The 26192-nt window shown below is 61.1% G+C and carries 26 protein-coding genes and 2 tRNA genes; 22 read left to right on the top strand and 6 right to left on the bottom strand.

The annotated features are described in order from the left end of the window. Nucleotides 1–151 precede the first annotated feature (151 nt). From ACPYOJ_RS04390 to ACPYOJ_RS04380, 3 genes are all read left to right on the top strand, one after another. On the top strand, nucleotides 152–2368 hold the full coding sequence (locus tag ACPYOJ_RS04390) for a 3-hydroxyacyl-CoA dehydrogenase NAD-binding domain-containing protein (RefSeq protein WP_481415152.1): 2217 nt from the start codon (nucleotides 152–154) through the stop codon (nucleotides 2366–2368). Between the two features lie 260 nt (nucleotides 2369–2628). After that, nucleotides 2629–3315, top strand: coding sequence for a VOC family protein (locus ACPYOJ_RS04385; RefSeq protein WP_481415151.1), 687 nt, complete (start codon nucleotides 2629–2631; stop codon nucleotides 3313–3315). Between the two features lie 124 nt (nucleotides 3316–3439). Then, on the top strand, nucleotides 3440–3880 hold the full coding sequence (locus tag ACPYOJ_RS04380) for a YybH family protein (RefSeq protein WP_481415150.1): 441 nt from the start codon (nucleotides 3440–3442) through the stop codon (nucleotides 3878–3880). A gap of 2 nt (nucleotides 3881–3882) precedes the next feature. On the opposite strand, the gene ACPYOJ_RS04375 is transcribed toward ACPYOJ_RS04380, so the two are convergent. Next, on the bottom strand, nucleotides 3883–7386 hold the full coding sequence (locus ACPYOJ_RS04375; RefSeq protein WP_481415149.1) for a hybrid sensor histidine kinase/response regulator: 3504 nt from the start codon (nucleotides 7384–7386) through the stop codon (nucleotides 3883–3885). Nucleotides 7387–7601: 215 nt separating this feature from the next. Between ACPYOJ_RS04375 and mscL the strand changes: the two genes are divergently transcribed. The 4 genes from mscL to ACPYOJ_RS04355 all read left to right on the top strand — a co-directional run bounded on the left by mscL (nucleotide 7602) and on the right by ACPYOJ_RS04355 (nucleotide 11751). Continuing rightward, nucleotides 7602–8036: a large conductance mechanosensitive channel protein MscL gene (mscL, locus tag ACPYOJ_RS04370; protein ID WP_168828280.1), complete on the top strand. Its 435-nt coding sequence runs from the start codon at nucleotides 7602–7604 to the stop codon at nucleotides 8034–8036. 121 nt (nucleotides 8037–8157) lie between these two features. Then, nucleotides 8158–9324: a pyridoxal phosphate-dependent aminotransferase gene (locus ACPYOJ_RS04365; RefSeq protein ID WP_481415148.1), complete on the top strand. Its 1167-nt coding sequence runs from the start codon at nucleotides 8158–8160 to the stop codon at nucleotides 9322–9324. Between the two features lie 203 nt (nucleotides 9325–9527). After that, nucleotides 9528–10562, top strand: a complete 1035-nt coding sequence (gene galE, locus ACPYOJ_RS04360; protein WP_481415147.1) for a UDP-glucose 4-epimerase GalE — start codon at nucleotides 9528–9530, stop codon at nucleotides 10560–10562. Nucleotides 10563–10689: 127 nt separating this feature from the next. Next, complete coding sequence (locus ACPYOJ_RS04355) at nucleotides 10690–11751, top strand: enoyl-CoA hydratase/isomerase family protein (RefSeq protein WP_481415146.1); 1062 nt, start codon at nucleotides 10690–10692, stop codon at nucleotides 11749–11751. Here the strand turns inward: ACPYOJ_RS04355 and ACPYOJ_RS04350 are convergent. Both ACPYOJ_RS04350 and ACPYOJ_RS04345 read right to left on the bottom strand, forming a co-directional pair. After that, a complete protein-coding gene (locus ACPYOJ_RS04350) occupies nucleotides 11748–13808 on the bottom strand; it encodes an ATP-dependent helicase (protein ID WP_481415145.1) in 2061 nt (686 codons plus the stop codon). The genes ACPYOJ_RS04355 and ACPYOJ_RS04350 overlap by 4 nt on opposite strands. A 93-nt stretch (nucleotides 13809–13901) precedes the next feature. Next, nucleotides 13902–14171, bottom strand: a complete 270-nt coding sequence (locus tag ACPYOJ_RS04345; RefSeq protein WP_481415144.1) for a hypothetical protein — start codon at nucleotides 14169–14171, stop codon at nucleotides 13902–13904. Nucleotides 14172–14325: 154 nt separating this feature from the next. Between ACPYOJ_RS04345 and ACPYOJ_RS04340 the strand changes: the two genes are divergently transcribed. After that, nucleotides 14326–14586, top strand: coding sequence for a BON domain-containing protein (locus ACPYOJ_RS04340; protein WP_481415143.1), 261 nt, complete (start codon nucleotides 14326–14328; stop codon nucleotides 14584–14586). A gap of 65 nt (nucleotides 14587–14651) precedes the next feature. After that, nucleotides 14652–14912, top strand: a complete 261-nt coding sequence (locus ACPYOJ_RS04335) for a hypothetical protein (RefSeq protein WP_481415142.1) — start codon at nucleotides 14652–14654, stop codon at nucleotides 14910–14912. Between the two features lie 75 nt (nucleotides 14913–14987). Here the strand turns inward: ACPYOJ_RS04335 and ACPYOJ_RS04330 are convergent, their stop codons facing one another. Continuing rightward, nucleotides 14988–15230: a DUF982 domain-containing protein gene (locus tag ACPYOJ_RS04330; RefSeq protein WP_481415141.1), complete on the bottom strand. Its 243-nt coding sequence runs from the start codon at nucleotides 15228–15230 to the stop codon at nucleotides 14988–14990. Between the two features lie 360 nt (nucleotides 15231–15590). Here ACPYOJ_RS04330 and ACPYOJ_RS04325 point away from each other — a divergent pair, with 360 nt between their 5' ends. Further along, nucleotides 15591–16469 carry a Hint domain-containing protein gene (locus ACPYOJ_RS04325; protein ID WP_481415140.1) on the top strand — a complete coding sequence of 293 codons (879 nt, stop codon included), beginning with the start codon at nucleotides 15591–15593 and terminating at the stop codon, nucleotides 16467–16469. A 135-nt stretch (nucleotides 16470–16604) separates the two neighbouring features. Here ACPYOJ_RS04325 and ACPYOJ_RS04320 read toward each other — a convergent pair. Further along, nucleotides 16605–16679, bottom strand: a tRNA-Thr gene (locus ACPYOJ_RS04320). Between the two features lie 152 nt (nucleotides 16680–16831). Here ACPYOJ_RS04320 and ACPYOJ_RS04315 point away from each other — a divergent pair. From ACPYOJ_RS04315 to ACPYOJ_RS04270, 10 genes are all read left to right on the top strand, one after another. Next, entirely contained in the window at nucleotides 16832–17026 is a 195-nt protein-coding gene (locus ACPYOJ_RS04315) for a hypothetical protein (protein ID WP_168828290.1), read from the top strand. A gap of 106 nt (nucleotides 17027–17132) precedes the next feature. Next, nucleotides 17133–18425 (top strand): UDP-N-acetylglucosamine 1-carboxyvinyltransferase, encoded by a 1293-nt coding sequence (gene murA / locus ACPYOJ_RS04310; RefSeq protein WP_481415139.1) that lies wholly within the window; start codon nucleotides 17133–17135, stop codon nucleotides 18423–18425. A gap of 117 nt (nucleotides 18426–18542) precedes the next feature. Beyond that, on the top strand, nucleotides 18543–18980 hold the full coding sequence (locus ACPYOJ_RS04305) for a DUF2948 family protein (protein ID WP_168828292.1): 438 nt from the start codon (nucleotides 18543–18545) through the stop codon (nucleotides 18978–18980). A gap of 38 nt (nucleotides 18981–19018) precedes the next feature. Then, nucleotides 19019–20317: a histidinol dehydrogenase gene (hisD, locus tag ACPYOJ_RS04300; RefSeq protein WP_481415138.1), complete on the top strand. Its 1299-nt coding sequence runs from the start codon at nucleotides 19019–19021 to the stop codon at nucleotides 20315–20317. Nucleotides 20318–20320: 3 nt separating this feature from the next. After that, on the top strand, nucleotides 20321–20794 hold the full coding sequence (locus ACPYOJ_RS04295; RefSeq protein WP_481415137.1) for a UPF0262 family protein: 474 nt from the start codon (nucleotides 20321–20323) through the stop codon (nucleotides 20792–20794). Then, on the top strand, nucleotides 20791–21276 hold the full coding sequence (locus ACPYOJ_RS04290; protein WP_481415136.1) for an arsenate-mycothiol transferase ArsC: 486 nt from the start codon (nucleotides 20791–20793) through the stop codon (nucleotides 21274–21276). The genes ACPYOJ_RS04295 and ACPYOJ_RS04290 overlap by 4 nt, the downstream gene beginning before the upstream one ends. A gap of 119 nt (nucleotides 21277–21395) precedes the next feature. Beyond that, nucleotides 21396–21614: a translation initiation factor IF-1 gene (gene infA / locus ACPYOJ_RS04285; protein WP_003545338.1), complete on the top strand. Its 219-nt coding sequence runs from the start codon at nucleotides 21396–21398 to the stop codon at nucleotides 21612–21614. Between the two features lie 48 nt (nucleotides 21615–21662). Next, complete coding sequence (locus ACPYOJ_RS04280) at nucleotides 21663–22283, top strand: Maf-like protein (RefSeq protein WP_168828296.1); 621 nt, start codon at nucleotides 21663–21665, stop codon at nucleotides 22281–22283. A gap of 18 nt (nucleotides 22284–22301) precedes the next feature. Beyond that, on the top strand, nucleotides 22302–22511 hold the full coding sequence (gene yacG / locus ACPYOJ_RS04275; RefSeq protein WP_168828297.1) for a DNA gyrase inhibitor YacG: 210 nt from the start codon (nucleotides 22302–22304) through the stop codon (nucleotides 22509–22511). Between the two features lie 184 nt (nucleotides 22512–22695). Then, nucleotides 22696–22771 (top strand) — tRNA-Phe (locus tag ACPYOJ_RS04270). A gap of 643 nt (nucleotides 22772–23414) precedes the next feature. On the opposite strand, the gene ACPYOJ_RS04265 is transcribed toward ACPYOJ_RS04270, so the two are convergent. After that, a complete protein-coding gene (locus ACPYOJ_RS04265) occupies nucleotides 23415–24626 on the bottom strand; it encodes a TIGR03862 family flavoprotein (RefSeq protein ID WP_481415135.1) in 1212 nt (403 codons plus the stop codon). Nucleotides 24627–24741: 115 nt separating this feature from the next. Between ACPYOJ_RS04265 and ACPYOJ_RS04260 the strand changes: the two genes are divergently transcribed. Together ACPYOJ_RS04260 and ACPYOJ_RS04255 are read left to right on the top strand one after the other, a co-directional pair. Then, nucleotides 24742–25167 (top strand): OsmC family protein, encoded by a 426-nt coding sequence (locus ACPYOJ_RS04260; protein ID WP_481415134.1) that lies wholly within the window; start codon nucleotides 24742–24744, stop codon nucleotides 25165–25167. 126 nt (nucleotides 25168–25293) lie between these two features. Continuing rightward, a complete protein-coding gene (locus ACPYOJ_RS04255; RefSeq protein WP_481415133.1) occupies nucleotides 25294–26190 on the top strand; it encodes a DMT family transporter in 897 nt (298 codons plus the stop codon). Nucleotides 26191–26192 lie beyond the last annotated feature (2 nt).

The raw sequence follows: 26192 nt of genomic DNA, 5'->3' as shown, positions 1-26192 counted from the left end.
GACTAGTCGTCGGCAGCGTCAGATGTGTATAAGAGACAGAGCGTAGCGAGGGGAGGGGTCTTCTTCCGGAGACAATCCCCTCCCCAACCCCTCCCCACAAGGGGGAGGGGCTTCAAGCGGCCAAGATTTTCAAGGGAGAGGAAATCCCGACATGAGCACCTACAAGAATTTCACCGTCGCAACCGACGCGGATGGTATCGCCCTCATCACCTGGGACATGCCGGGCAAGTCCATGAACGTCTTCACCGAGGAGGTGATGGAGGAGCTGAACGCCATCGTCGATGCTACGGTCGCCGATAGCGCCGTGAAGGGCGTGGTGATCACGTCGGGCAAGTCGAGCTTCTCCGGCGGCGCGGATCTGTCGATGATCAAGTCGATGTTCTCCCTCTACCAGCAGGAGAAGGCAGCCAATCCCGACACCGCCGCGCAAAAGCTCTTCGATCTCGTCGGCCGCATGACCGGCCTGTTCCGCAAGATCGAGACATCAGGCAAGCCGTGGGTGTCCGCCATCAACGGCACCTGCATGGGTGGTGCCTTCGAAATGTCGCTCGCCTGCCACGGCCGCGTCGCCTCGAATGCCAAGTCAGTGAAGATCGCGCTGCCCGAGGTCAAGGTCGGCATCTTCCCGGGTGCGGGCGGCACGCAGCGCGTCTCGCGCCTCACCGATGCCCAGTCCGCCCTGCAGATGATGACGACCGGCCAGTCGCTATCGGCGGCCCGCGCCAAGGCGATGAACCTTGTGCATCAGGTGGTGGAACCCGACCAACTCATCCCGGCCGCCAAGCAGATGATCAAGGATGGGCTGAAGCCCGTCGCGCCTTGGGACGAGAAGGGCTTCAAGGCTCCGGGCGGCGGCATCTGGACGCCGGCTTCCGCGCAGCTCTGGCCGGCAGCGCCGGCGATCCTCCGCCGCGAGACATCAGGCAATTATCCCGGTGCGCTCGCCATCCTCAAATGCGTCTATGAGGGTCTCCAGGTCCCCTTCGATACGGCGCTGAAGATCGAGCAGCGCTATTTCACACAGGTGCTGCAGACCACCGAAGCTTTTTCGATGATCCGCTCGCTCTTCATCTCCATGCAGGAGCTCGGCAAAGGGGCCCGCCGCCCGGCGGGCATGCCGAAAACTGAGCTCAAGAAGGTCGGCATCGTCGGCGCCGGTTTCATGGGAGCCTCGATCGCCTATGTCACCGCCGCTGCCGGCATTCCCGTCACCCTCATAGACCGCGACATGGAAGCGGCTGCCAAGGGTAAGGGTGTCGGCGAAGGCCTGGTGAAGGATTCCGTTGGCAAGGGCAGGCTGACGCAGGAAGAGGGTGCCGCCCTTCTCGCGCGCATCACGCCGTCCGCCGATTATGGCGACCTCAGGGATGCCGGTCTCGTCATCGAAGCCGTCTTTGAGGACCGCGAGGTCAAGAAGGCGGTAATCGAAGCCGTCGAAGCGGTACTGCCGGAAGGCGCGATCTTCGCCTCCAACACCTCGACGCTGCCGATCACGGGCCTTGCCAAGAACTCCAAGCGCCCGGCCGATTTCATCGGCGTGCACTTCTTCTCGCCGGTCGAGAAGATGATGCTGACGGAAGTGATCCTCGGCAAGGAGACCGGCGACAAGGCGCTCGCAACAGCACTCGATTACGTCGCCGCTATCAAGAAGACGCCTATTGTCGTCAACGACACCCGCGGCTTCTTCGTCAACCGCTGCGTCTTCCGCTACATCCACGAAGCCTATGACATGCTGATCGAGGGCGTGCCGCCCGCCATGATCGAGAATGCCGCCAAAATGGCCGGCATGCCGGTCGGACCGCTGTCGCTGAACGATGAGGTGGCGATCGATCTCTCGCAGAAGATCCTCAAGGCCACCGTCGCCGATCTCGGCGAGGCCGCCGTCGATCCGAAGCACATGGCGCTGATCAACAAGATGGTCGACGAGCTCGACCGCCGCGGCCGCAAAAATGGTAAGGGCTTCTACGACTATCCGGCGAAGCCGGCCAAGAAGTCGCTTTGGCCGGAACTGAAGACCTTCTACCCGCAGAAGAAGGCGGAAGAGATCGATGTCGAAGTGCTGAAGCAGCGCTTCCTCGTCACTATCGCGCTGGAGGCGGCACGCACCATCGAGGAAGGCATCGTCACCGATCCGCGCGAAGCCGACGTCGGCTCCATCCTCGGCTTCGGCTTCGCCCCCTATACCGGCGGCGTGCTCTCCTATATCGACGGCATGGGCGTGAAGGCGTTCGTGGAACTCTGCGAGAAACTTGCGACAACTTACGGTGCTCACTTCAAGCCCACGGCGCTGCTGAACGACATGGCGGAAAAAGGCGAGACCTTCTACGGCCGTTTCGATCCCTATGGCGGAGCAAAGGAGGCGGCATAGGCCGCCTTCCCGCAGCTGCGCATTATGGCAGCTTTGGCAGACTGAAGGCTTTCAATTCCCGCTTATTGCCGTGTCTATGAAGATCAGGCCGGAGAGCTGGTGCCAGTTCATCGAAGCAATCGGAATTGCCGTAAGGAACGTTGCGGTAGGATCCATCATGATTACGGCATAATTGATTCGACTTGCGTGCCTCTGCCGTGATTTGCTTGCCCTGGACATATGTCACCTCTCTCTAAGCGTCCAAACCTAAGGAGTTCGACATGAGCAATACTCAGGTGCAAGGCGAAACCGCAAGCAAGACCTCGGGAGGGCGAACGGCCGACATGAAACTCGAGATCGTCGTCATCCCTGTTTCGGATGTCGATCGCGCCAAACGATTTTACGGCGACTTGGGTTGGAGGCTCGACGCCGACTTCGCCGGCGATAACGACTATCGCGCAATTCAGTTCACGCCCCCGGGCTCGGGCGCCTCGGTCATCTTTGGCAGACAAGTGACGGCGGCAGCCCCCGGCTCGGCACAGGGGCTGTACCTGATCGTCTCGGACATCGAAGCCGCGCGTAGCGATCTGATTGCCCGCGGTGTCACGGTCAGCGAGGCGTTCCACCCCGGCGACACGAATGCCGGCCCGGATGAACCCTATTTGTTTGGCACGCTCCGGGCTCGCGGCCCGCATCCCGAGCGCAGCAGCTACCGCTCCTATGCCTCGTTCAGCGACCCGGACGGCAACGGCTGGCTGTTCCAGGAAATCACCACGCGACTCCCCGGACGGGTGGAGGCTGACACGACATTCACCTCCACGGCGGAGCTCGCGAGCGCACTCCGCCGTGCCGAGGCTGCCCACGGCGAGTATGAGAAGCGGACCGGCGGCCAGCGCGACGAGAATTGGCCGGACTGGTACGCCGAGTACATCGCAAACGAGCAGGCCGGCAAGCCGCTGCCGTCATGATGTAGAGCCTCGCCCGTGCAGAGAACGATTGACGGAGGCTGGAAAGCCAAATTGCCGCCCCCGGTGTCGGATTTCCGTCTGGCGGTTCGTCCTATGTCCGAAACAACGGACAAGGAGGACCGTTATGACAGATGAAAAGTTCCGCGTCGAAGAGGAAACCATCATCGCCATGCTGATGATGCGCGGCAAGGCCATCGAGGAAAAGAATGTCGAGGGCGTCATGTCCTGCACGGCAGATGACGTTGTCGAGTTTTCGCTGGCTCCGCCGCTCGCCATGACCGGCAAGGATCCTGCTGGCCTCGCGGGCTGGTTCGATACCTGGGAAGGGCCTCTCGGTGGCGATATCCGGGACGCGAAGCTGACGATTGGCGGCGATGTTGCCTTCTGGAGCGGCCTGGTGAATATGACCGGCACCAAGACGGATGGCGAAAAGGTCGACCTATGGTTCCGCCAGACGCTCGGCCTCATCAAAAAGGGCGGCCGCTGGCTGGTCGCCCACGAGCACGCCTCCGTGCCCTTCGCCATGGATGGCAGCGGCCGCGCGCTGCTCGACCTCAAGCCGTAACGTCACTCCGCCGCGGCGCGCTTCAGTCCGGAAATCTGTGTGATGAAGGCGCGGAGTGCGGCCGGGCGCACGGGCTTGTGCTGGATGGTGATGCCGTGGCGTTCCGCCTCTGCGCGCACCTCCGGCGTCCGGTCGGCCGTCACCAGCAGCGCCGGAATCTCGACCCGGAAGCGCTCCCTGAGATCAAGGATCGCTGAAATGCCGTTGCCATCGCCGAGGTGATAGTCGGCGATGATGAGATCGGGTGGCGGCCGATCCGTGCCGAGATCCGCAACGGCGGCAAGGGAATCCACCGCTTCTACCTCGCAACCCCAACCTGAAATCAGAAGGCGCATGCCTTCAAGGATCTTCACTTCGTTGTCGAGGCAAAGAATCTGCAGCCCCCTGAGCGTTTGCGCCGAACGATCGGCCGGTGGTGCGGCAGTTGGTGCATCACCGGCTTTCGAAGCATCGATCGGCATGACGATCCGGAAATCCGTCCCGCTGCCATGCGTCGAGTGAAGCTCGACCGTATGGTTGAGAACGCGGGCGATGCGGTCGACGATCGACAGGCCGAGCCCGAGGCCGGCGGCCGTCTTTGCCCCTTCCTCAAGCCGCGCGAATTCCTTGAAGACCGTGCGGAATTTCGAAGGCGGGATGCCGATGCCGGAATCGACCACCTGGATCACCACCTGCTTGCCCCGCCGCCGGACCCCAACCAGCACCTTGCCGCTCAGCGTATATTTGATGGCGTTGGAGACGAGATTCTGCACAAGCCGCCGCAGTAGGTTCGGATCGGAGCGGACCCGCAACGATGTCGGCATGACAACGAGCTTCAGGTTTTTCGCCCGGGCAATCGGCGCGAAATCTGTTTCGATGCGCTCCAGCAAGCTGGCAAGCGGCACGGAGGTCAGCCGCGGGCGCATGGCGCCAGTGTCCAGCCGCGAGATGTCGAGAACGGCGCCCAGGATGGTCTCGACGGATTCGAGTGCGGAATCGATGTTCCGTACGATCGGCCCGTTGTCGGAAAGCGCCATGCGCTCGACGAGCGCGGAGGAATACAGCCGCGCCGCATTCAGCGGCTGGAGGATGTCGTGGCCGGCAGCGGCAAGGAAGCGGGTCTTGCCGATATTTGCCTCGTCGGCCGCCGCTCTCGCTTCGCCGAGTTCGCGGTTCACCCGCGTCAGCTCCGCGGTCCGCTCGGCCACGCGCTGCTCCAGCGTTTCGTTCGCCTGTTTCAAAGCCCGGTCGGCGGCAACTTGCTGGGTAATGTCGGTGAAGGTTGCGACGATCCCCTTGTCCGGCATGGCGTTTGAACGGACCTCAATAATCCTCTCGCCGCCGCCGAGAACGAGCGAGAAGGGCTTGTCGAGCGTCAGGAAATGCCGCACCGTCTGGCTGAGATCGGCGGCCGAAACGTCGCCGCGCCTGCCGAGAATCGCGACGATCTCCGACAGCGGGAAGCCGACGCGGCCGGCATCTTCCGGGAGATCCAGAAGCTGGCGGAAGCGCCGGTTCCAGATCGTCAGCTGGTTGGAGCTGTCAAAGACGGCGATGCCCTGATCCATCTGCGAGAGCGCCGTCTGCAACATGTCCTGGTTATATTGCAATGCCTCGCTGGCCTGATCGAGCAGCCATGCGGTGTCGGCCGAAGCATCCTCGGTCTTCTGGAGGATGAGCGAAAGCACCAGCCGCGCCGAAGAGGAGCCGATGGCGCTTCCCAGCAGCTGCTCGGTAAAGTGAATGAGCGCCATGTCCGCCGGCTGATCGTCCTCCAGTTTCCGGCCCGACCCCTGCTCGTATGTCGCAAGCGATCGCTGCATGCGCTCCTCGCCGAGATATCGCGCTATCGCCGTTTTCAGATCGCCGACGCTGATCCGCGTCTTCCAGCCGCGGGTTGCAAATTGCGAGCGTGATTGTCCCTTGACGAAGATCCCTGCCTGGATGCGCTCCAGCGGCCGTGCATTGCGCGTCATGGAGCCGACAATGAAGAAGGCGGTGTTGACGAGCAGGCTCATTGCCGTGGCGCTAACCAGGGGATCGGCGTTCACGGGTGCAAAAATCGTCGTCCCGGGAAAGATGAAGTTGAGGAACGCGGTGGCGACATAGGAGTAATCCGGTCCGCCGAGCGAGGGCAGGAAAAGCAGGTAGAACCAGATGATGAATCCCGAAGTCAGGCCGAGAACCGCGCCGCGTGCGTTGGCTCGTCGCCAGACCAAGCCACCGAAAAGGGCAGGAGCGATCTGCGCGATTGCGGCGAAGGACAGAAGACCGATCGATGCCAGGCCGGTGGTGCTATCGGTCGAGCGATAGTAGGCGTAGCCGAGCAGAAGGACGGCAAAGATCGCGCTTCGTCTGATGTTGAGCAGGCTCTTGGCAAAGTCGTTGCGCTGGGTAATGCGCCCGGCAAGCTTCCGGCGCAGAAAGATCGGCATGATGAGGTCGTTCGACACCATGATCGAAAGCGCCACGGAATCGACGATGACCATCGCGGTCGCTGCCGAAAAGCCGCCGATAAAGGTGATCAGCGAGACCACCGGCATCTGTCCGGCAAGCGGCAGCGACAGCACGTAGAGATCGGCATTGCCTGCCCCGCCGAAGGTCAGCAATCCGGCGATCGCCACCGGCAGCACGAAGAGATTGATGACGATGAGATAGAGCGGGAAGAGATAGCCCGCGAGCCGCAATTGCTTGGCCGAGCGGTTTTCGACCACCGTGACGTGAAACTGGCGCGGCAGCATGATGATGGCGAATGCCGAAAGCAGCGTCAGCGTGATCCAGCGGCTGAGCGGCGTCTCGTAGGTCAATGCGGAGTTTACCAGCGCATTTCCCACGCTCTTCTGCCAGAGGTCGACCGGCCCTTCGAACAGGAACCAGATGACGCAGACACCGGCGGTGAGAAAGGCCACGAGCTTGACCAGCGACTCCATGGAAACCGCGAGGATCAATCCGTCCTGATGCTCGGTGGCGTCAGTATGTCGTGTGCCGAACATGATGGCGAAGCAGGCAAGCACGAGGGTCGCGACCAGCGGGAGATCGAGAAAGTAAAGGTTGCCGCTGCCGATACCGTAGTCGGATGGATTGACCATCGCCGTTACGGCGCTGGAGATCGCCTTCAATTGCAGCGCGATGTATGGAATTGTGCCGACCAGAGAGATCAGCGCGACGATGGTGGCGACCGTGGAATTCTTTCCGTAGCGAGCAGCGAGGAAGTCCGCTACCGACGTAAGCTTTTCCGTCTTTGCAAGCTCGATGATCCGCCGCAGAACCGGCATGCCGAGCGTGAAGACAAGGATCGGGCCGATATAGATGCCGGCAAATTCCAGGCCGCGCTGGGAGGCGAGCCCGACGCCACCGAAATAGGTCCAGGAGGTGCAGTAGATACCAAGGCTGAGCGCATAGACAACCGGCCAGCCGCCTTGCGGTATGCCGAGCCTCTGGCTTCTGCGGTCGCCATAGCTTGCGACGGCGAACAGAAGCAGAAGATAGCCCAAGGCAAATGCAATTATAACCCAGCCTGCAAGCATTGACCCTCCGCCCGATCCACCATGCGCCGGTTCCCCGGAAGGCTTGAAGATTAAGGGAAATCCTCCCTTTTGGAAATTGCGGTGATCTAGGCATTAAGTCCAAGACGGAAGGAAAAGCCGATTGTTTCAATTCGACAATTGATTAATCAATCAAGAGCTGTAGCTAATGGAAACAACGCACTGTCGAGAGAGCGCATCAGAGGGAGACAGATCGGATGCTTAACGAGTTCAAGGCTTTCATCGCCCGAGGCAACGTCATGGATCTCGCCGTCGGTGTCATCATCGGTGGCGCTTTCGGCGGTATCGTGAAATCACTGGTCGACGACATCATCATGCCGATCGTCGGGGCCATTTTCGGCGGTTTCGATTTTTCCAACTATTTCATCGGCCTTTCGTCTTCGGTCAACGCGCCGACGCTTGCGGCCGCCCGGGCCCAGGGTGCCGTCTTCGCCTATGGCAGTTTCATCACCGTCGTCATCAATTTCCTGATCCTCGCCTGGATCATCTTCCTGCTGATCAAGGGCGTGAACACGCTCCGCAAGCAGGTCGAGCGCAACGAGGAAAAGGCCGCCGAAGAAGCGCCGCCCCCGGCGGATGTCGCGCTGCTGACGGAAATCCGCGATCTATTGGCCAAGCGCCCGGCGGTCTGATTGCTGCCGGAGCCCGCACATTCTGCGGCGCTCATTCATCACGAAAATCGATACGGCATCACGCATTCTCATGGGATTTGCGTGCGGTTTTGTTTTATGAAAGCCAAAACCGGAGATCTGCATGTCGATTATGAACAGCCTGAGCCCGCGCGCCGTTTCGGCGCCAGAAAGCGGGATCGTAGAAGTCGTGAATTATGCCCGTGGCCGCGATGGCCTGCTGCCGTTGTGGGTCGGAGAAGGTGATCTTCCGACGCCGGACTTCATCAGCAAGGCTGCGATGGATGCGCTCGCCGCAGGAGAAACCTTCTACACCTGGCAGCGCGGTATTCCCGAACTGCGTCAGGCTCTATCGGACTACTATGCCCGGCATTTCGGCATCACCCTGCCGGTGGAGCATTTCTACGTGACCGGCTCGGGCATGCAGGCGATCCAGATCGCCGTGCAGGCGCTGACCTCCCCGGGCGACGAATTGATCTATCTGACGCCCGCCTGGCCGAATATCGCTGCAGCGCTTGAAATCGCCGGCGCCCGCTCGATTCCCGTCGAGCTGCAGTTCGAAGGCGGCAAATGGGCAGTTGATCTCAACCGCATCGAAGCCGCGATCACGCCGAAGACCAAGGCGTTTTTCATCAACACGCCGTCGAACCCGACAGGTTGGACGGCGACGAGGAAGGACCTCGCAGACATCCTGGAACTTGCCCGCAAGCACGATCTCTGGATCATGGCGGACGAAATTTACGCGCGCTATTTCTACGCTGGCGGCCGTGCGCCTTCTTTCCTGGATGTCATGACACCAGGCGACAGGATCATGTTCGTCAACTCATTCTCGAAGAACTGGTCGATGACCGGCTGGCGCGTCGGCTGGATCGTGGCGCCGCCGGAAACGGGGCAGGTGCTCGAAAACCTGATCCAATATTCGACCTCCGGCGTTGCTCAGTTCATGCAGAAGGGAGCGGTGGCGGCTCTCAACCAGGGCGACGAATTCGTCGCCGCCAACATCGGGAAGGCAGCCCTTTCCCGCGACATTCTTTGTGATGCGCTCGTTGCCACCAATCGCGTCGAGACGCTGAAGCCGGACGGGGCGCTCTACGCCTTCCTGAAGATCGACGGCGTCACGGACAGCCGCAAGGCGGCGCTCGATATCGTCGACAAGACCGGTGTCGGCCTGGCGCCCGGCACGGCCTTCGGCCCAGGCGGCGAACTCTTCCTGCGGGCTTGTTTCCTGCGCGATCCGGAACAGGTCAAGGACGCCGCCGGCAGGCTCAGCGAGTACATTCTGAAGCTATGACGATCAAAGCCCGGCTCTCAAAGCCGGGCTTTTTTGTACCGGAACGTCAGTTCGATAAAATTGTAGAATAACCGGCAATCGGGTCCTAACCACCGCATCAAACTTACCGGTTCAAAGCCCCGCAAACGGCTGCCAAATAAGAAAATCAGAAAGGAAAGACGGCGTGAAATGCCCCTGTTCGAATAAGACAGGGAATGCGGGACATGGCAATTTTGGTGACGGGCGGCGCCGGTTATATCGGCAGCCATATGGTCTGGGCGCTGCTCGATGCGGGCGAGGACGTCGTTGTGCTCGATCGCCTTTCTACCGGCTTTCGTTGGGCGGTGGCGCCTGCCACGCGATTCTACCTGGGGGATATCGCCGATGCCGAGGTCCTGAAGAGGATCTTCATCGAGAACGACATAGAAGCGATTGTCCATTTTGCGGGATCCGCGGTCGTCCCGGCTTCGGTTGCCGATCCGCTTTCCTATTACGACAATAACTCGGGCAAGACGCGTGCGCTTTTGAGCGCGGCAATCAAGGCCGGCGTGCGCCATTTCGTCTTTTCCTCGACCGCCGCCGTCTACGGCCCGCAGAAGACCTCTGAGGCGGTCAAGGAAACCGCGCCGCTCAACCCGGAAAATCCCTATGGCCAGTCGAAGCTGATGACCGAGTTCATGTTGCGCGATGCGGCTGCGGCCTACGACTTTGACTATGTGGCGCTCCGCTATTTCAACGTCGCGGGCGCCGATCCGCACGGCCGTGCGGGACAATCCACCAGCAGCGCGACGCATCTCATCAAGGTCGCCTGCGAGGCCGCACTCGGCAAGCGTGACAGCGTGCATGTCTACGGCATCGACTACCCGACGCATGACGGCACCGGCGTGCGCGATTATATCCATGTGACCGACCTGGCAGAGGCCCATCTGAAGGCCTTGCAGCATCTTCGCAAGGGCAACGGGTCGCTGGTGGCGAATTGCGGCTACGGTGCCGGCTATTCGGTGCTCGACGTGCTGAACATGGTGGTGCGGCTGCGCGGCCATTCGTTCAAGGTCCACATGGCGCCGCGTCGTCCGGGCGATGCCGCAAGCGTCGTTGCTGACGCCACCTTGGCGCGGCGTGTGCTAGGCTGGACGCCGAAACATGACTCTCTGGAAACGATCGTTCGCAGTGCCCTGGATTGGGAACTAGCCCTCATGGATCGCCGGGTCCACGATCTGCACGGAATGCATCGTGCGCTTGCGGCGGCTTCGTTCTAAACACCAGCATGTCGGCTTGCACTGTGCTTTGAATCTCACACGGCCCGCGCCTGATGATATAAAGTCCATTGGAGCGATGCCTCCTTCTGTTTATTGATGGGGGATCAGTCGAGGGTGGACAGTGGACATGAAGAACGGACACGAGCGCGAAGTTATTATCGAACGGCGCGGTACGGCGGGCATCATCCGGCTCAATCGGCCGCGGGCGTTGAACAGCCTGACGCTCGACATGGTGCGCATGATCGATACGGCGCTCGACGAATTTGCGGATGACGATGGGATTGCAAGCGTGGTCGTGGCCGGCGAGGGCGAGCGCGGCTTCTGCGCCGGCGGCGATATTCGTGTCCTTCACGAAAGCGGGCGTTCCAATTCCGGTTTGGCAGAGACGTTCTGGCGCGAAGAATTTACCCTCAACCATCGCATCGCCAACTACGCAAAGCCCTATATCGCGCTGATGGACGGCATCACCATGGGCGGCGGCGTCGGACTTTCGGCCCATGGGCGGCACCGTATTGCGACCGAGCGGACGAGGCTTGCGATGCCGGAAACCGGCATCGGATATTTCCCGGATGTCGGAGCGACCTGGCTCCTGCCGCGTATGCCTGGCGAAACGGGAACATGGGCCGGACTGACGGGCCTGGAGCTGAACGCTGCAGACGCCATCTACGCCGGCCTTACGGATCTGCAGATCCCGTCTTCGCGGCTGCCGCACGTGATCGATGCATTGGCGCGCATGCCGGCCGGTTCGTCATCGGTGGCCTGCGATGCCTTGCTAAAGCATCTGTCTGAAGAGCCGGCTGAAAGCCGTTTGCGAAGCGCCCAGGAGCTGATCGACCGCCTCTTCCGCTTCGACAGCGTGGAAGACATTGCCGGGGCGCTTGGCGCGGAGCAGGACGCGTTTGCTGTCGAGTCGCTTCGCGTCTTGAGGACGCGTTCGCCGACCAGCCTGAAACTGACTCTCCGTCTTGTGAGGGAGGGCCGCAACAGCGCCCGCCTCGCGGAGTGCCTGAACCGCGAGCTGGCCGCCGGCATTCAAATGTTGAAGTCCGCGGATTTCTACGAAGGCGTGCGGGCGGCGGTGATCGACAAGGACCGAAATCCCAAATGGTCGCCGTCGACCCTTGAGGCAGTGGATGCGGATATGATCGCGCCGTTCTTCAAACCTCTCGATCATCCTCTTCCCATCTAGCGCCACATGCCGCGCATGCGGGCGCCGACATCGATGCGAACCTGGCGAGCCTGCTGTGCGCTGGCGCTCCCGCTCTTGCCCTGCGGCCAGCCGCAGACTTCGAAGAATTGCAGCAGCGTGGCCGGGATAAAGCGCGTGCGCGATGCATAGACGTGCCGGTCGCCCTGCGCATTCTGCCCATGCGTGAAGAAGCGCTGTGGAACGATGAGATCGAGATTGTCCTTGGCGCGGGTCATCGCGACATAGAGGAGACGCCGCTCCTCTTCTATCTCCGCGCTGGTGCCGATGCCCAGGTCGGACGGTATGCAGCCGTCGACCACGTTCAACATGAAGACTTTGGTCCACTCCTGCCCCTTGGCCGAGTGGATGGTCGAGAGAATCAAGTAGTCCTCGTCGAGCAGCGGCACGCCGGCCTGGTCGCTTGTCGCGTCCGGCGGATCGAGCGTCAGCTCTGTAAGAAAGCGTTCCCGCGAGGGATAGCCGCCCGCGATCTGCTCGAGTTGCAGAAGATCGGCCTGACGCGTCGAGGCATCCTCATGCAACCGCTCGAGATGCGGCTGGTACCACTCCCGGACGAGGCCGATTTCGGCAGGCCAGCCGGCCTTGCCGGCTTTCAATTCCTGCATGACTGAGACGAAGGATGTCCAATCCTCCCCGGCGCGGGGCGGGGCGGGCATGGCCGCGAGCGCCTGCAGCGGGCTTGGGTCTCCCGCCATCTGATCGAGTGCGCGCTGGGCGGTCGAAGGACCGACGCCCGGCAGGATCTGCATCAGCCGGAAGCCGGCAACCCGGTCCCGCGGGTTGAGCGCAAAGCGGAGAGCGGCGAGCATATCCTTGACATGCGCGCTGTCGAGGAACTTCAAGCCGCCGAATTTCACGAATGGAATGTTGCGGCGGGTGAGCTCGACCTCCAGCGGGCCGCTGTGATGGGAGGCGCGGAAGAGCACCGCCTGGCTTTTCAGCCGCGTGCCTTCCTCCCGGTTCTCCAGCACCTTGTCTGCGACATAGCGCGCCTGGTCGGCCTCGTCGCGCACCGTGACGAGGCGAGGGCGCTCAGCCGATTGCCGCTCCGTCCAGAGGTTCTTGGTAAAGCGCTCCGAGGCAAGATCAATCACGGCATTGGCCGCAGCAAGGATCGGCTGCGTCGAGCGGTAGTTGCGGTCGAGCGTAACGATATTGGCTGCCGGGCTGAACGACGCAGGGAAATCGAGGATGTTGCGGACGGTGGCGGCCCGGAAGGAATAGATCGATTGTGCATCGTCCCCGACGACAGTCAGCCCCTGGCCTCCGGGCTTCAACGCCAGCAGGATAGAAGACTGCAAGCGGTTCGTGTCCTGATACTCGTCAACGAGCACATGGTCGAAGCGGCTGCCGATATCCCCGGCGATCATCGGTTCGGCAACCATCTGTGCCCAGTAAAGCAGCAAGTCGTCGTAATCGAGGACGTTCTGGCTCTGCTTGGCCTCGACGTAGGCGGCGAAGAGTTCGCGAAGTTGTTTTTCCCACGCAGCGCACCAAGGGAACGCGTCACGCAAAACCAGAGACAGCTCCGTCTCCGAATTCACGGCTCGGGAGTAGATCGCAAGGCAGGTCCCCTTGGTGGGAAAGCGGCTCTCCATCTTCGAAAAGCCGAGCTCGTGACGAACGAGGTTCATCAGATCGGCGCTGTCTTCCCGGTCGTGGATGGTGAAGGCGGGGTCGACCCCGATCTGCTCAGCGTAGTCGCGAAGCAGCCGCGCGCCAATCCCATGAAAGGTACCGCTCCAGGCAAGCGCATCGGCCATGATGCCGGAATTGGCGCCGAGAACCTGGGCACAGATGCGCTCGACACGGCGCGCCATTTCGGAAGCCGCCCGGCGGGAGAAGGTCATGAGCAGGATGCGGCGCGGGTCGGCCCCCTTGACGATCAGATGCGCAACCCGGTGCGCCAGCGTGTTGGTCTTGCCGGACCCCGCACCGGCGATGACCAGCAGCGGGCCAGCAATATGGATGCCCTCGGCAAGCGTGCCATGTTCGACCGCCATGCGCTGTTGTGGATTGAGCTTTTCGAGATACATCCAGCCGTCCGGTTGGCGCCGTGCGGAATCGCGCACGGACAGGTTAGGTGTTCCTTGAATGTTCTTGATTGTGATTCCTGTCAAGCACGGGCTTTAGTCGTCAAAGTCGGACATGACTTGCCGGCGCACGAGCTTGAGGCTGCGATCCGGCTGGAGGATGTATGTTTCCTCTACGCGGTTGCCGCTTGAATCGTGAAAAGTGTTATAGACGGCGCTGCCAACCGGCGACTTCGTCAGTTTCGTTCTCGGCTGGCCGCCATACGTGATGCTGCCGGGGATCGGCTCAAGCTCATTCGCCGTATCCGACGACGTGCAGCTGCAGAGCAGAAACGCTACGAGGATAGCCGAAACGCCCACTTTCATTGAATTGCCTCCACCGCTGTTTCACTAGATATCGCAAAGGTCGGCCAGAGCAAAGTACAGCCTCAAATCTCCATTGCTCACCCGCTGCTTACCCGTGGACATGCAACCAAAAGCCATGCCGAGCGTTAGGGATTATTACCGGTGGAGATCCCCTATGGTACTTCCGTTTGAACCCTGGAACGCGCAGGAAGGCTGCGCCGAAGGACATGGCAACTCAGCAACGAAAGCCTCGGTGGAAAGCGCCCTCCACGCCGCCCGCGACCTGAATGTCGATCAGGTTACTGTGACGGTTGTCGGCTCTTATGTTGTTTTGGAGGGCATCGTGCAACGGGAAGGCGACGATGATCGCGCTGTCGAGATCGCAGAGGAGGTCGTCGGCAAGGGTCACGTCAAGAGCCGCCTGCTGCGGCAGTGACTGGTCAACGGAACCAAAACCACGTCTGGCGTGTTGACTGCCTGATTTCAACGCTGGAGACTGTCATGAGGACGATTTTCCGTTTGGCCATTCCCGCCTTCCTTGCCGCGTCGGCGGTATTTAGCTCTCCCGCCTATGCTTCACTTGAGGGCGACGTGGAACACTACTCCGCGCTGCCGCAGGACCAGATTGCGCTGAACGAATTTATCGACTCTCCTAGCTGTGCTCCGGTCGAAGCGCATTATCTTCCATCCTTCATCCGCGCACCGGATGGAACGATTATCGGCGTCGGCTATATCGAGATGGAAGGCGGTAACGACTGCTGAAGGAGCCGTCGTTCGCGATAATGGATTGCTACGTCGTTTTGACGGATAGCAGCGGTGGCGAGCGCGTCGCGCTCGTCAGTGAAGCTTGAGCTTGGCTTCTTCCGCAGCTGCCAGAAACTCGGCGCGCGCTTCCTCGCAGGTTTTGCGCCCGTCAAGGGCCGCACGGCAGGTACTGCGGGCTTTGAGATAGTGCAGGCCGCGGGTGACGGGCCAAAGGTCGGTGAGGCATTTCAATGCATCGAACGGGCCGTTCACGGTTCTCGCATCGGCGTTTTCGAAGCCGACCTTGACCGGATTGCCCCATCTCTCTGTTGCCATAAGCCATTCCTCCTGTGTCTACGCCAAAACGCACACCCGGGGTCTTCCGTTCCTCTCGCAAGACCCCGCACATAGGCATTGTAGCGGGTTATTTGTTGGCGGCAATCGCGTTTTGATCATCGCACGAGCGGCGAACGAGAAATGCAATTCGATTCTTGGCGAAACTGGTGCCGCGACATCTCATGCATTGGCATATGCCGACAGTAGTACCTTCATCCAAAAGGCGGAGTGGTACTCATCTTTGGTTGCGACCACAGCGACTATGGCTATGTCGAGCATGAAAATGTGCAGATTTTCTAAAATCGAAAGCTGATGCAGAATGACATGCAGTATTTCATCTCCGGGCCAGGGGAGAGAGGCATGTCTTCAAACGAAGAACGGTACTCGCAGCTCAATCATGCGCGGCGTCATTTCCTCGGTCTGGCTGCGGCAACAGGGGCCAGATTAGCGGCGATGGGTACTCTCGCGGCCGCGATACTTCCTTCGTTCAGCGCTCAAGCCCAGCAGGGTGGTAATCAGGGCGGCAACCAGCAGGGAGGCAATCAGGGCGGCAATCAACAGGGCGGCGGTCGCGGCGGTTCCAGGTGCTTTCTCCGTGGCACCTCTGTTCTGACGCCAACAGGCGAGGTTTGCGTCGAGAGTCTTCAGATCGGCGATCTTGTCGAAACCGTGCGCGGCCAAGCCATGCCGGTGAAATGGGTCGGTCGTAGTCTCTACAAGCGAAGCGGTTCATCCTGGAATCCCGACATCGTGCCGATCCGCATTTCGCGGTATGCGCTGGATGATCGGACTCCTCACAGGGATCTCTATCTCTCCCCTGGCCATGCTCTGTTCATCGATGGCGTCCTCATCCTGGCGAAGGATCTCGTCAATGGGATCTCCATTGCGCCGGCCCCTCCGGCCGACGGGGAGGTGATTGAATATTTCCACGTTGTGCTCGAAACCCATGAAGTGATCCTCGCCGAAGGAGCGCCCGCCGAGAGCTTCCTTCTCTGGGGCGACAATCACGAAGGCTTCACGAACTTTCCTGAATTCAGACGCCTCTATCCTGCCGGTTTTGCGATGAAGCCATTCGCACGGGTCGCGGGTTCTGAATCCGGCCGGGATCACCTGAAGGCTCTTCTGCGGCTCGGGATGCGTCCCTTTGTTCCCGGATGCGAGCCATTACCCGATGCGCGCGAACCAATCGATCGCGCCTATGAGAGAATCGCAGCACGAGCCGAGCAGCTCGTCAGCTAAAGGGACAACTTGACGCCACCGCCGAAGAAAATGCGGCCCATCCAGCCTAACGATCTACTGAAGACGTTAAGGGGGCCGTGCTCAAAGAGCTGGATCCGCGGTGGCTTTTTCTCGCCTCTCACTTTAGCGGAAAACTGGTGCTGCCGAGTGGGATTGAACCACCGACCTCACCCTTACCAAGGGTGTGCTCTACCACTGAGCTACGGCAGCAGGACCAGCACGCGTGAGCCGAACGGCTGCATTGCGTGAACGGGGGGCCTATTGCCACAGCTTCTCGATAAGCGCAAGCCGCAAATTCCAACTTCGCATGTATTAACGGGTAAGCTCTTTTTGCGCAGGGCGGAATCCGTTAAACATGGCGCATGGATGACAATACCGAAAAAGCCGCGAAAGGCCGCAAGGCCATGATCGAAGAGCAGGCGAAGCTGCGCCGGGAGCGCGCCGCCGAAAAGCTTCGCGAAAACCTCGCCCGCCGCAAGCACCAGACGCGGGCGCGGCGCGCCGGGCAGGAGGACGAGACAAGTGGGCTTCCTGCCGCAAAAATGGACGAATCGTAATGTTCGCTCCGCTGCGAATTGAAGCGTGTACGGAATTCGTCTAAAGACCTCCCTCCCTTTTTAAGGCAGAACTTTCAGAAAGGCGGGCGCAGCCCGTAAGTCCCTCATGGATCGTATCAGAATTGTCGGCGGTAATGAGCTCAATGGCATCATTCCGATTTCCGGCGCCAAGAATGCCGCCTTGCCGCTGATGATCGCCTCGCTGTTGACCAGCGACACGCTGACGCTCGAAAACGTTCCGCATCTGGCCGATGTCGAACTGCTGATGCGGATCCTCGGCAATCACGGCGTCGACGTTGCCGTCAACGGCCGCCGCGAGCGCCAGGAGGACTCCTATGCGCGCACCATCCACTTCACCTGCCGCACCATCGTCGACACGACGGCTTCCTACGAGCTGGTTTCGAAGATGCGCGCTTCCTTCTGGGTCATCGGGCCTCTCCTAGCGCGCGAGGGCCACTGCCGTGTTTCGCTGCCGGGCGGTTGCGCCATCGGCACGCGTCCGGTGGATCTTTTCCTCGAAGGATTGGCAGCGCTTGGCGCAAACCTTGAAATCGACGGCGGCTATGTCAATGCGACGGCCCCGTCCGGCGGGCTGATTGGCACGCGCTACACCTTCCCGAAGGTTTCGGTCGGTGCGACCCACGTGATGATGATGGCGGCAACCCTTGCGCGCGGCACCACGGTCATCGGCAATGCCGCCCGTGAGCCCGAAGTCGTCGATCTCGCGAACTGCCTGAACGCCATGGGTGCGAAAATTTCCGGGCACGGCACCTCGACGATTGCGATTGAAGGCGTGCAGTCGCTCTCGGGCGCACGCCACCGCGTTCTGCCGGACCGCATCGAGACCGGCACCTATGCGATAGCCGTTGCGATGGCCGGCGGCGACGTCGTTCTTGAGAATACCGACACGACGCTGCTTGAAACGGCGCTGGAAACGATCCGCCGCGCAGGCGCCGAGATTTCGCCGACCAACAACGGCATCCGCGTCAGGCGCAATGGCGGCGGCATCAAGCCGGTGGACGTCGTGACCGATCCGTTCCCGGGCTTCCCGACTGACCTGCAAGCGCAGTTCATGGCGCTCATGACGCGCTCTTCCGGCATTTCGCACGTGACGGAAACGATCTTCGAAAACCGCTTCATGCATGTGCAGGAGCTAGCCCGTCTCGGCGCGAAGATCTCGCTTTCCGGCCAGACGGCCAAGATCGAGGGCGTGCAGCGGCTGAAGGGCGCGCCTGTGATGGCAACCGATCTTCGTGCGTCCGTTTCGCTGGTGATCGCCGGTCTTGCCGCCGAAGGAGAGACCGTGGTTTCCCGCGTCTATCATCTCGATCGCGGCTTCGAGCGGCTGGAAGCAAAGCTCACCCGCTGCGGGGCGATCGTCGAGCGCGTCAGCGAATAGGGAAGAGGCGTTCATAGCCGCTTTATCCCGGTTGCGCATTCCGCCGAGGCATCCTATTTCCGTTGTCTGACGCATCACCATCCAGGTGGTGCCAGATAGAACCGGGGTTTTGCCTGCATGACGGATCTGAAGCTTCTTGCGCTCGACAATGAAGATCTTGCCGTGGTCTCCGCCCACATGCAGGATAGCGTTTTCAAGGTCGGCGACATGGCCTGGTCGCCGCGCGATGGGCAGTTTTCGATTGCTGCCAACCGCTTCGTCTGGGAAGAGGCTATCAGGAAGCGCAAAGGCTTCGAGCGCCGTCGGGCGGCTCTGGTGTTCAAGCGCGTCCTGGCCGTCCGTTCCACGGGTATTAATCGCAGGCGGCGCGACGAGGTGCTTTCTCTGCTGTCCGTTGCCTTCGAGCAGAAGGGCGAGGGGCCAGAAGGTACGATCGAGCTGACGCTTGCCGGCGAGGCTGAGATCGTCCTCGACGTCGAATGCATCGAGGCGGCGCTTGCGGATATCGGCGGAGCATGGGAAACCGCCTCCAAGCCGCGCCACCCGGGCGCATGAAGACTCTCCTTGTGTCTTATTGAGAAGGAATAGCTGCGTTGGCAATCTGGCTGGATCAGGCATCGGACGGTTTCGAACAGCGCTTTGCCGCGTTTCTGACGACCAAGCGCGAGGTTTCGGAAGACGTGAACGCGGTCGTGCGCGCGATCATCGATGACGTGCGGACCCGCGGCGACGCGGCGCTCGCCGAATATTCGAAGAAATTCGACGGCATTGATTTTGCTGCGGTGCCGATGCGCGTCACCGAGGCGGAAATCGATGCTGCGGTGGAGGCTGTTCCTGCCGAGGTGCTCGGCGCGCTGAAGGTGGCCGCCGTGCGGATCGAATCCCATCATCGCCGGCAGCTGCCGAAGGATGATATCTACGAAGATGCCATGGGCGTCGGGCTCGGTTCGCGGTGGACGGCGATCGAGGCGGTCGGCCTCTATGTACCCGGCGGTACGGCGAGTTACCCGAGTTCGGTGCTGATGAATGCGGTCCCGGCAAAGGTGGCAGGCGTCGAGCGCATCGTCATTGTGGTCCCGGCGACGGGCGGCGCTGTTAATCCGGCGGTGCTTGCGGCGGCAAAGCTCGCCGGCGTTTCGGAAATCTACCGTGTCGGCGGGGCGCAGGCGGTTGCAGCGCTGGCTTACGGCACGGAAACGATCGCCCCGGTCGCAAAGATCACCGGCCCGGGCAACGCCTATGTCGCGGCCGCCAAGCGCCAGGTTTTCGGCACCGTCGGCATCGACATGATCGCCGGTCCGTCCGAAGTGCTTGTCATCGCCGACAAGGACAACAACCCGGACTGGATCGCAGCCGATCTCCTGGCCCAGGCGGAGCACGACGCAGGTGCTCAAGCGATCCTGGCCACCGATGACGCCGAATTCGGCAAGGCGGTCGAAGCTGCCGTGGAGCGGCAGTTGAAAACGCTGAACCGCTCGGAAACGGCGGCCGCCAGCTGGCGGGATTTCGGCGCCGTCATCATGGTAAAGAACCTGAAGGACGCCGTCCCGCTGGCCAACCGCATCGCTGCCGAGCATCTTGAGCTTGCTGTCGCCGATCCGGATGCATTGCTCGACGGCATCCGCAATGCCGGCGCGATCTTCATCGGCGCGCATACGCCGGAAGTAATCGGCGATTATGTCGGCGGCTCGAACCACGTTCTGCCGACGGCGCGCTCTGCCCGCTTCTCCTCCGGTCTTTCGGTGCTCGATTTCGTCAAGCGGACGTCGATCCTCCGGCTTGGGCCGCAGCAACTCCGCGAACTCGGGCCGGCGGCGATCGCGCTCGCAGTTTCCGAAGGACTTGACGCTCACGCGCGATCGGTCGCGATCCGCCTCAATCTCGAAAGGTGAGGCATGGCAAAGGGCGACTTCCGGCTCTCTGATGTCATCCTCGACGACACGATCGGCCGTTCGACGCCCGATGTCGAGCATGAGCGCGCCGTCGCCATCTTCGATCTCATCGAGGAAAACCGGTTCGAGCCTGTCGGCCATAGCGGCGGACCCTACCGGCTGAATATTTCGCTGGCCGATTCCAAGCTCGTCTTCGGCATCACCACGGAAGAGGGGCGGGATGTCGCGACCCATATCCTGTCGCTGACGCCTTTCCGCCGGATCGTGAAAGACTATTTCATGATCTGCGAGAGTTACTACGAGGCGATCCGGTCTGCTTCGCCGAGCCGTATCGAGGCCATCGACATGGGGCGGCGTGGCATCCACAATGAGGGTTCGCAGACGCTGAAGGACCGGCTTGCCGGCAAGATCGAGGTCGATTTCGACACTGCGCGCCGCATCTTCACGCTCGTCTGCGTGCTGCACTGGCGCGGATGATACCAGTGGCGCCGGGGGAACACACGGCAGAGGGAAAAGCGCACGGCGCGATCCTTTTCATGTGCGGGATGAACGCCATTCGCTCGCCGATTGCCGAAGCGATCGCCCGTAGCATGCTGCCTGCGACTACCTATATACGCTCGGCAGGCATTCGCGCTGGCGAACGCGATCCATTCGTCGATGTCGTGCTTGACGAGATCGGTCTCTCGCTCGGGCGCCGGCAGCCGCAGACCCTTGAAGAGCTCGAGGATGATTATTTCGATCTCATCATCACGCTGTCGCCTCAGGCGCATCACGCAGCACTGGAACTGACGCGCTCCAACGCGGTTGAAGTGGTCTACTGGCCGACGATGGATCCAACCGTGGCGACCGGTACCCGCGAGCAGATCCTGGATGCCTATCGCGAGGTCCGCGATCACCTTACAGGCTTGATCGAAAGCCGGCTCATCAGGAGAAATGGCCTCGCCGCGCAATCGGCGTGAAACAAATGGCAGAAAGCCCGATCAACAAGGTTCACAAATGAACGTTGATTGTGTAGTTTCCGCGCAAATTTGAGGCGGTCCGATGCCGCCAGCTCAACCGACAGGAAGAAAACCCTTATATGCCTAAAGAAGAAGTCCTCGAATTCCCGGGTATCGTGACCGAACTTCTGCCGAACGCGACCTTTCGCGTGAAGCTCGAAAACGAGCACGAAATCATCGCCCACACGGCGGGCCGCATGCGCAAGAACCGCATCCGCGTTCTGGCGGGCGACAAGGTGCTTGTGGAAATGACGCCCTACGATCTCACGAAGGGCCGCATCACCTATCGCTTCAAGTAGGCTTGTGCCGGAAGTCGTCTCAAAGGTTCCGTTTCCGGTCGAGGGTCCATGGCGCTCACATACAAGCTCATTCTGGCTTCCGGCTCACCGCGCCGCATCGACCTGCTCAATCAGGTAGGCATCGAGCCCTCGCGCCTGATGCCGATGGACATCGACGAGACGCCGAAGAAGTCCGAGCATCCGCGTTCGCTCGCCAGGCGCCTGTCGACGGAAAAAGCCGAAGCGGCGCTTGCCGCGCTCAAGGGCGACCCGGCCTGGAAGGGCAGCTATATTCTTGCGGCCGACACGGTGGTTGCCGTCGGCCGCCGTATTCTCGGCAAGGCCGAATTCGCCGATGAGGCGTCCGCTTCGCTCCATCTGCTCTCCGGTCGCAGCCACTGGGTCTATACCGGTGTGTGCCTCGTGACGCCCGACCGCAAGATCCGCCAGAAGATCGTCGAGACGAAGGTACGCTTCAAGCGCCTTTCCGGTTTCGAAATCGAGAACTATCTTGCGTCCGGCCAGTGGCGCGGCAAGGCGGGTGCTTACGGCATCCAGGGGCTCGCCGGCACCTTTGTGCAGAAAATGGTAGGCTCCTACACAAACGTGGTCGGCCTGCCGCTCTATGAGACCATCCTGTTGCTCACCGGCGAAGGCTTCGACGTGTATAGCCGGTGGCCCGAGGGCTGAGCCCGAAGGAGGATCAGTATGTCCGAAGAAACCAAAACGACGGCAAAGGTCGAGCCGCTACGCAAGATCCGGCCTTGCCCGGAATGCGGCAAACCCTCTCACCGCGAGCACTATCCCTTCTGTTCCAACCGCTGCCGGGAGGTCGATCTTTCCCGCTGGCTCGGCGGCGCCTACGCCATCCCGGTCACCGAGGATGAGAAGAAGGCGGAATACGACGACGAGCAATAGCCAGGGAAATCCACAGCGAACTCCTTCAATTTGCTCGCAAATCCGCAAAATATCCCGGGTCGCCAAAAAACTGTCATTTGATGCTTGCCATGGCCGGACAAGATGCTATAACCCCGCTCGCTTCCGGGGCGAACCAAGGCCCCCGCATTTCTTTCGAACGAGGAATGCCTCATGAAGCACGGATGCCCAGATAGCTCAGTTGGTAGAGCAGCGGATTGAAAATCCGCGTGTCGCTGGTTCGATTCCGGCTCTGGGCACCACTTCCGGTGCCATTTGTCATTCATGTGGCCAGCCCGGGGCGCGACATGCGGCACCTAAGCGAACTCTTCAGACAGACGCTCAGAGCGTTCCTGCCTGCGTTTGTCAGACTCCCCATCAAGGAACAACTGACCGTACGCCAAAGATTTGGTTTTGTTGCGAGGCGAATTGCGGTTCCAGTTCAAAGTGAGCGGTTAACTAAGTTGCGAAGTCTCCCGTTGAGTAGGGTCAGCATCCGCCTATACGTTAGTGCTCACTGATGTATGCCGGAGGGCCACGTCAGTAGGCAACAAGGGCTCCCACTGGAACATTCTTCGTCTCTGGTGGGAGTCTTTCCGTTTGCTGCGGGAGCCGTCGCAGGTGTATTATTTTAGTCGTTAGGAAGATACGCCCCCTAACAAGCCCATGCGAAAGCGAAGTGCGCTTCCAACACGCACTGGCCTTCTCGCAAACTAAAAGGCCCTCACTTAGCAACACAGGTGGGGGCTTTTTCATTTGCAGGAGCCCCGCCGAAGGAGTACTATATTAGCAGTCAGAGACGTACGGTCCCTGACAACCCTGCAAGGGAGGCCAAACACCGACCATTGCAGAAAAAAGGCCCTCACAATCCTGCGACAGCAGATGTGGGGGCTTTTTCTTGTGGGATTATCGGCCCCCAAGCCATCTCTCGAGGCCTATGGCAGCAGCCTTGCCTGTCGCCAGGCACGCCGTTAGCAGATAGCCGCCGGTCGGCGCTTCCCAGTCGAGCATTTCTCCGCCAGCAAAGAGGCCGGGGACGGCCTTCAGCATGTAGCCATCGTCAAGTGCCCTCCATTCGATGCCGCCTGCCGAGGATATGGCCTCAGCGATAGGGCGGGGGCGGGAGAGCGGGATCGGCAGGGATTTGATGAGACCGGCGAGGCTGAGCGGATCCTTGAGCTCGGTTTCGCTCGCGCGTTCGCGCAGCAGGGCAATCTTGGTGCCGTCCAGGCCGGCGCCCTTGCGGAGGCGGTTGGAGAGGCTGGCTTTCCTGTCCTGCCGACCGAGGTCCCTTGCGAGGCGTTCGGGGCTTCTTCCGGGCGCGAGGTCAATGAACAGAGATGCGAGCTTGCCGTCCTCAAGCTCGTCGCGAAGGGCTGCGGCGTGCGCGTAGACGAGGCTGCCCTCGATGCCGTGGCGGCTGATGACGAACTCGCCGGGAAAGGTGGCGGCGGGCGAGGTCGCAGTGACGGATTTGAGTGGCTCTCCGGCAAAACGCTCGCGGAAAGTCTCGCTCCAATCAACGTCGAAGCCGCAATTGGCGGGGCGGAATGGAGAAATGGCGACGCCCCTATCTCGGAGCCAAGGCACCCAGGCGGCATTCGAGCCGAGCCGTGGCCAGCTGGCGCCGCCAAGCGCCAGCAAGGCGGCATCGGGGCGGACGACCAGATGGCCTTTCGGTGTCTCAAAAGCGTAACCGCCGTCCTCGAAGCCGGTCCAGCAGTGGCGGGTCAGGATTTCGACGTCTTGCCCTTCGAGGCGGGCGATCCAGGCACGTAGCAGCGGCGAGGCCTTCATCACCGTTGGGAAGACCCGGCCGGAGGAGCCGGTGAAAGTCTCGGTGCCGAGGCCTTCCGCCCAGGCGCGGACATCGGCTGGCGTGAAGCCGTCCAAGGCGGATCGCAGCCGGTCGCCCGCCTTGCCGAAGCGGGTGACGAAACTCGCGTAGCCTTCCGAGTGGGTGATGTTGAGGCCGGATTTGCCGGCAAGCAGGAATTTTCGCGCCACCGTCGGCATGGCCTCGTAGACGGTGACGGCGTGCCCGGATGCCGAAAGCACTTCGGCCGCCATGAGACCCGCGGGACCCCCGCCGATGATCGCGATCTGTTTTTTCTTCATGGCTTGCCTGATACAGGATTCATATCCGCGCGTCTTCGGATTTGCGGGAAACGGTTCGTTGCCGGTGGAAGGCAAAGGCACTATCTGAATCGGGATAACAACGGAGTTTCGCAGCATGGCCGACCTCAAGGTAAAACCAAGACCCACGGGCGCGACCGCCGTTCTCGGGCGCACCGGCTTTCCGCACATCACCTCGGCGACCAAGGGCGAGCTCGACATTGTCACCGGCGCCTCGCAGCCGGGTTTCAATCCGCTGGACCTGCTTTACTCTTCGCTTTCGGCCTGCCTGGTGCTCAGCGCACGCATTGCCGCAAGCCAGATAGGCATCCTCGACAGGATCACCGAAATCAGCGCGGATGTGAGCGGAGAGAAGGCGACGGAGGGGCCTTCGCGCGTGCAGACGTTCAACATCGCCTTCAGCATCAAGGGCGATATCGACGACGAGACGCGGCAGAAGATCGCCCATGCGGCGGAAGAAATCTGCACGGTGAGCAATACGATCCGCGGCAATCCGGAATTCGCGACGGTGATTTCTGGTTAAGGATCACGTCACCGACTACTTTTGTCGGTCTTTGTCGCTCTTACACTATCCTCGGTTGCTCGCATCTGGTAATTCGCTGCCAGATCGTCGCTTTCAAAGCCAGCGGCGGAGAAAGCTTCGAGATTCATGTCGCAGGCCGCTTCCCCTACAGTCGAAACAGTATCGTCCAACCGTTTTGCCCTGACAGCGCTGATTTTAGGAGGAGCAGCAATCGGCGGCTCGCCGATTTTCGTGCGGCTGTCCGAGGTCGGGCCGATGGCGACGGCGTTCTGGCGCGTCGCGCTCGCATTGATACCGATTTTCATATTCTCGCTGATCAAGGGTAAGGACGCCGGGCCGAAGCCGGAAAAGCTTTCGGATTACGCCTTGCTGATCCTGCCGGGCGCAATCCTGTCCCTGGATCTTGCCGCATGGCACCTCTCGATCACCATGACATCGGTTGCCAACGCGACACTGCTCGCGAATCTTGCACCGGTCTTTGTCACGGCGATCGGCTTCCTGTTTTTCCGCGCGGTGGTGACCCGGCTCTTCGTTCTGGGCCTGGCGCTGGCCTTGGTCGGTGTCATCATCCTGAAGGGCGGACCTGCTGCTTTGGGGAACGGAGATTTGCGGGGTGATGGAGTCGCGATCGTCGCCGCGATGTTCTATGCCGGATACATCCTTGCCATAGGCAGACTGCGCAGCCGCTTCGATACGATCCGCATCATGCTCTGGAGCACGGCTTCCGCCGCGGTTTGCGTGTTTCCGCTGGCTTTCTTCTTCGAGGATCAGATACTGCCGGCGACAGCCTATGGCTGGGGGGTGGTTTTCGGCCTCGCCTTCATCAGCCATGCGGGCGGCCAGGTGGCGATCGCTTATGCGCTCGCCTATCTGCCGGCCGCTTTCTCCTCGCTGACGCTGCTGCTCCAGCCCGTTGTCGCGGCAATCCTTGCCTGGGCTTTGCTCAGCGAAGCGATCGGCCCGATGCAGGCGATTGGCGGAGCCGTGGTGCTCGCCGGGATCATGGTCGCCCGGCGAGGCTGATG

Source organism: Rhizobium sp. SVR5-9E, from assembly GCF_056755095.1.
The sequence above is the reverse complement of the archived record's forward strand: the minus strand, read 5'-3'. Positions and strand labels throughout refer to the sequence as shown.

What these genes read in the sequence shown, in the direction of transcription:
- ACPYOJ_RS04365 (WP_481415148.1), top strand. Translation starts at nt 8,158, where the DNA reads ATGTCGATTATGAACAGCCTGAGCCCGCGCGCCGTTTCGGCGCCAGAA.
- ACPYOJ_RS04350 (WP_481415145.1), bottom strand. Translation starts at nt 13,808, where the DNA reads ATGTATCTCGAAAAGCTCAATCCACAACAGCGCATGGCGGTCGAACAT.
- ACPYOJ_RS04345 (WP_481415144.1), bottom strand. Translation starts at nt 14,171, where the DNA reads ATGAAAGTGGGCGTTTCGGCTATCCTCGTAGCGTTTCTGCTCTGCAGC.
- ACPYOJ_RS04325 (WP_481415140.1), top strand. Translation starts at nt 15,591, where the DNA reads ATGTCTTCAAACGAAGAACGGTACTCGCAGCTCAATCATGCGCGGCGT.
- ACPYOJ_RS04280 (WP_168828296.1), top strand. Translation starts at nt 21,663, where the DNA reads ATGGCGCTCACATACAAGCTCATTCTGGCTTCCGGCTCACCGCGCCGC.
- ACPYOJ_RS04255 (WP_481415133.1), top strand. Translation starts at nt 25,294, where the DNA reads ATGTCGCAGGCCGCTTCCCCTACAGTCGAAACAGTATCGTCCAACCGT.
- infA (WP_003545338.1), top strand. Translation starts at nt 21,396, where the DNA reads ATGCCTAAAGAAGAAGTCCTCGAATTCCCGGGTATCGTGACCGAACTT.
- ACPYOJ_RS04390 (WP_481415152.1), top strand. Translation starts at nt 152, where the DNA reads ATGAGCACCTACAAGAATTTCACCGTCGCAACCGACGCGGATGGTATC.
- ACPYOJ_RS04380 (WP_481415150.1), top strand. Translation starts at nt 3,440, where the DNA reads ATGACAGATGAAAAGTTCCGCGTCGAAGAGGAAACCATCATCGCCATG.
- ACPYOJ_RS04315 (WP_168828290.1), top strand. Translation starts at nt 16,832, where the DNA reads ATGGATGACAATACCGAAAAAGCCGCGAAAGGCCGCAAGGCCATGATC.
- ACPYOJ_RS04385 (WP_481415151.1), top strand. Translation starts at nt 2,629, where the DNA reads ATGAGCAATACTCAGGTGCAAGGCGAAACCGCAAGCAAGACCTCGGGA.
- ACPYOJ_RS04260 (WP_481415134.1), top strand. Translation starts at nt 24,742, where the DNA reads ATGGCCGACCTCAAGGTAAAACCAAGACCCACGGGCGCGACCGCCGTT.
- ACPYOJ_RS04295 (WP_481415137.1), top strand. Translation starts at nt 20,321, where the DNA reads ATGGCAAAGGGCGACTTCCGGCTCTCTGATGTCATCCTCGACGACACG.
- ACPYOJ_RS04340 (WP_481415143.1), top strand. Translation starts at nt 14,326, where the DNA reads ATGGTACTTCCGTTTGAACCCTGGAACGCGCAGGAAGGCTGCGCCGAA.
- ACPYOJ_RS04335 (WP_481415142.1), top strand. Translation starts at nt 14,652, where the DNA reads ATGAGGACGATTTTCCGTTTGGCCATTCCCGCCTTCCTTGCCGCGTCG.
- ACPYOJ_RS04330 (WP_481415141.1), bottom strand. Translation starts at nt 15,230, where the DNA reads ATGGCAACAGAGAGATGGGGCAATCCGGTCAAGGTCGGCTTCGAAAAC.
- ACPYOJ_RS04290 (WP_481415136.1), top strand. Translation starts at nt 20,791, where the DNA reads ATGATACCAGTGGCGCCGGGGGAACACACGGCAGAGGGAAAAGCGCAC.
- galE (WP_481415147.1), top strand. Translation starts at nt 9,528, where the DNA reads ATGGCAATTTTGGTGACGGGCGGCGCCGGTTATATCGGCAGCCATATG.
- ACPYOJ_RS04375 (WP_481415149.1), bottom strand. Translation starts at nt 7,386, where the DNA reads ATGCTTGCAGGCTGGGTTATAATTGCATTTGCCTTGGGCTATCTTCTG.
- ACPYOJ_RS04265 (WP_481415135.1), bottom strand. Translation starts at nt 24,626, where the DNA reads ATGAAGAAAAAACAGATCGCGATCATCGGCGGGGGTCCCGCGGGTCTC.
- ACPYOJ_RS04355 (WP_481415146.1), top strand. Translation starts at nt 10,690, where the DNA reads ATGAAGAACGGACACGAGCGCGAAGTTATTATCGAACGGCGCGGTACG.
- murA (WP_481415139.1), top strand. Translation starts at nt 17,133, where the DNA reads ATGGATCGTATCAGAATTGTCGGCGGTAATGAGCTCAATGGCATCATT.
- ACPYOJ_RS04305 (WP_168828292.1), top strand. Translation starts at nt 18,543, where the DNA reads ATGACGGATCTGAAGCTTCTTGCGCTCGACAATGAAGATCTTGCCGTG.
- mscL (WP_168828280.1), top strand. Translation starts at nt 7,602, where the DNA reads ATGCTTAACGAGTTCAAGGCTTTCATCGCCCGAGGCAACGTCATGGAT.
- yacG (WP_168828297.1), top strand. Translation starts at nt 22,302, where the DNA reads ATGTCCGAAGAAACCAAAACGACGGCAAAGGTCGAGCCGCTACGCAAG.